General features: G+C 75.3%; 2 protein-coding genes. Both read right to left on the bottom strand.

The genetic code is table 11. The annotated features are described in order from the left end of the window. Positions 1–230 precede the first annotated feature (230 nt). Entirely contained in the window at positions 231–1,133 is a 903-nt protein-coding gene (locus IE312_RS36580) for a tRNA (adenine-N1)-methyltransferase (RefSeq protein WP_014671696.1), read from the bottom strand. 44 nt (positions 1,134–1,177) lie between these two features. Continuing rightward, positions 1,178–2,662: a site-2 protease family protein gene (locus tag IE312_RS36575; RefSeq protein ID WP_189986631.1), complete on the bottom strand. Its 1,485-nt coding sequence runs from the start codon at positions 2,660–2,662 to the stop codon at positions 1,178–1,180. Between the last annotated feature and the right edge of the window lie 709 nt (positions 2,663–3,371).

Below are 3,371 nucleotides of genomic sequence, written 5' to 3'. Positions count from 1 at the left end.
GCACGAGGAGTGTCTCCTGTGAGGGCTGTGCCGGTGGGATGGCCTGCATGGTGCCACACGCCGCGGTGCGGGGGGAACGGCGGGGTCGGGACAGGTGCGCGGGCGGCGGGCGCCGCTCCGGGGCGCCGGTGCGGGGGTACCGGGTCAACGGACGGGCGCCGTGACCGAGTTCCCCTGTGCCGGTGGGGAACTGGGTCGCGGCGCCCGGGCGTTGTGCGCGGGTGTGCCGGTCAGCGGCCGGCGCCGCCGTCGGCGTTGGGTCCGGCGTAGTCCTCGCCGTAGGCGCCCTTGGCGGGGCGGCGGCGGCGCATGGGCGGCTCGACGCCGTCGGCGAGGCGGCGGGCGGTGAGCAGGAAGCCGGTGTGGCCGATCATCCGGTGGTCCGGGCGGACGGCGAGGCCCTCGATGTGCCAGTTGCGGATCATGGTCTCCCAGGCGGTCGGCTCGTTGAAGCAGCCGATCTCGCGGATGGACTCCACGGTCCGGGCGAGCTGGGTGGTGGTGGCCACGTAGCAGCACAGGATGCCGCCGGGGACGAGCGCCTTGGAGACGGCCTCCAGGCATTCCCAGGGGGCGAGCATGTCGAGGATGACGCGGTCGACGTCGGTGTCGGACAGGTTGTCCTGGAGGTCGCCGACGGTGAGCTGCCAGGCGGGGTGGGGGCCGCCGAAGTAGCGCTCCACGTTCTGCCGGGCGATGTCGGCGAAGTCCTCGCGGCGTTCGTAGGAGTGCAGCATGCCCTGGTCGCCGATGGCCCGCAGCAGGAAGCTGCTGAGCGAGCCGGAGCCGACGCCGGCCTCCACGACGCGGGCGCCGGGGAAGATGTCCGCGAAGGCGAGGATCTGCCCCGCGTCCTTCGGGTAGACGACGGCTGCCCCTCGGGGCATGGACAGGACGTAGTCGGGGAGCAGGGGGCGCAGCGCGAGGTAGGCCACGTTGCCGGTGGTGCGGACAACGCTGCCCTCGGGAGCACCGATCAGTTCGTCGTGCGGGAAGGAGCCCTTGTGGGTGTGGAAGTTCTTCCCTGCTTCGAGCGTGAACGTGTAGTGGCGGCCCTTGGGGTCGGTCAGCTGTACCTGGTCCCCGACCTTGAAGGGCCCGCGCCTGCGGGCGGCACCGGTCGGTTCGGACATGTGACCAGCGTACCGGTCCCGGTGAGGGGTGCCGACCACGGCGGCTAGGCGGTGGGTCTGGCCATGGCCTTGACGAAGGCCCGCTCGACGTCCGCCGCCGACAGCACGCCGTAGATCTCGCCGCTCTCCTCGACCACCAGGTACTCGGTGGCCGGGGTGGCGCGCAGGACGTCGAGGAGTTCTTCCCCGGCCAGCTCGGCGGAGACCCGCATGCCCTCGGTCAGCTCCTGGGCGAGGCCGCTGACGGCCACCCAGGGGCGGCGGTGCTCGGGTACGCCGACGATGGCGGCCTCGCGGACCAGCGAGAGCGGGTGGCCGTCGGCGTCGACCACGACCAGGGCGCGGGCGCCGGCGGCGTTGGCGCGGCGCAGCGCCTCGGAGAGCGGGGTGTCGTTCTCGACGGGTACGGCCCGCCGGGTGAGGGCGCGGGCACGCAGTTCGGGGAGGTGTTCGCGCAGCCGGGCCATGCGCAGGCTGTTGCCGGCGCCGGTCCAGATGATCGCGGCGAGGATCGCGGCGAGCAGGGCGTCGGTGACGGTGTCCATGCCGCCCATGTCTTCGCCGCTGCCGCCGAGGGCGCCGGACTGGTTGAGCAGCGGGAGGCCGACCAGGACGGCGACGGCGAGGGCGCGGCCGACCCAGGCGGCGGCGATCGTGCCGGCCATCGGCCTGCCGCTGATCTTCCAGACGACGGCGCGGAGCATGCGTCCGCCGTCGAGGGGGAGGCCGGGCAGGAGGTTGAAGATCGCCACGATGAGGTTGGAGACCATCAGTCCGGCCAGCAGGACGCCGGGGACGGTGCCGGGCTCCACGGGTTTCATGGCGAGGTAGAACAGGCCGGCCAGGACGAGGGAGAGCAGCGGGCCGACGAAGGCCAGGACGAACTCGCGGCCGGGGGTCTCGGCCTCCTTCTCGATCTCCGAGACGCCGCCGAAGAACTGCAGCTGGATGCGGCGGACCGGGAGCTTGAAGCGGATCGCGGCGACCGTGTGGGCCAGCTCGTGGACCAGGACGGAGGCGTAGAAGGCGACCGCGAAGAAGAGGGAGACCAGGTAGCGGGCGGCGCCGAGCTCGGGCAGCACGCGGTCGAGCTGTCCGCCGAAGACCCAGGTGATCAGGGCGGCGACGAGGAACCAGCTCGGCGCGACGTAGACGGGCACGCCGAAGGGGCGGCCCATCAGGATGCCGCCGCCGGGTTCCCTCGGCCGGCGCTCGGGCGGATCGCCTTTGGCGATGCCGGAGTGGGCGAGGGAGCGGTGTTCCGGGGCGGCGTCGGGGGCCGGCCGCTCCGGTTCGGACGGCCGGACCGATCCGTCCGGATCCTCGCGCCGGGTCGGTCGGGCCGGTTCGCGGGGGCCGGTGGCCCGGGGCTCCTCGGGGGCGTCGTCACGGGGTGCGGTGGCGGGGGTGTCGGGCGCGGGGCCGGAGTGGTCGGTGGGTCCGGTCGCCGGGGCCGTAGGGTCAGCGGAGTGCTCGGCCGGCTCGTCGTTGCCGGACCGCGGCTGCCCGCTCCCGCCGCTCACGTCCACGGTGTCCCCTCGTTCGAAGCGTCTTCCGTACCTGCCGGACGGAAGGGGTCTCTGGTCGATGGTATGCGGCCGTGGTGGCACGTTTCGCCCCGGCACCCCTTGTGTTTGCCCCGGGATCGCGCGGTCGGCCCGGGCGGCGGCCGGGTCGCTGTCGGTGGCGGGCCGTAAGGTCTGTGGGCATGGACAGCAGCATCGACGAGGCGGCGGCCCGGCCGGGCGGCGCCGACCGCACGCCCCCATCCCCGCCGGCGATCCCGACGATGCCTGCGCCCACGGAGCCGGCCGCCGGGCCGGCGAGCGGGAACGCCGACCGGACGATCCCCACCCCGCCGCCGGCCACCCCGGCCCCGACCGCCGCCCCCGGCACGCCGCTGAGCAGCACCGGCGAGCCCGGCACGGCAGCGACCGGTGCCGGCGGCTCCGGCGACACCCCCGCGACCCACGCCACAGACCCGGCCACGACCGGCGCCCCCGGGGCGGACGCCCCCGGCACGCCGGCCATCAGCGCCGGCGACCCCGGCACGGCAGCGAGCAGCACCGGCGAACCCGGCGGCTCCGGCGGCTCCGGCACGGCGACGAGCGACACCGCCGAGCCGTGCGATCCCGGCACCGCAGCGACCGGCGTCCCCCCAACCCCCCCCCCCCCCCCCCCCCCCCCCCCCCCCCCCCCCCCCCCCCCCCCCCCCCCCCCCCCCCCCCCCCCCCCCCC

The sequence above is a fragment of the Streptomyces capoamus genome (assembly GCF_014654935.1).
Classification (GTDB): Bacteria; Actinomycetota; Actinomycetes; order Streptomycetales; family Streptomycetaceae; genus Streptomyces; species Streptomyces capoamus.
This window is presented reverse-complemented; position numbering and strand designations above follow the sequence as displayed.

Coding starts and splice junctions, on each gene's coding strand:
- IE312_RS36580 (WP_014671696.1), bottom strand. CDS start 1,133: ATGTCCGAACCGACCGGTGCCGCCCGCAGGCGCGGGCCCTTCAAGGTC.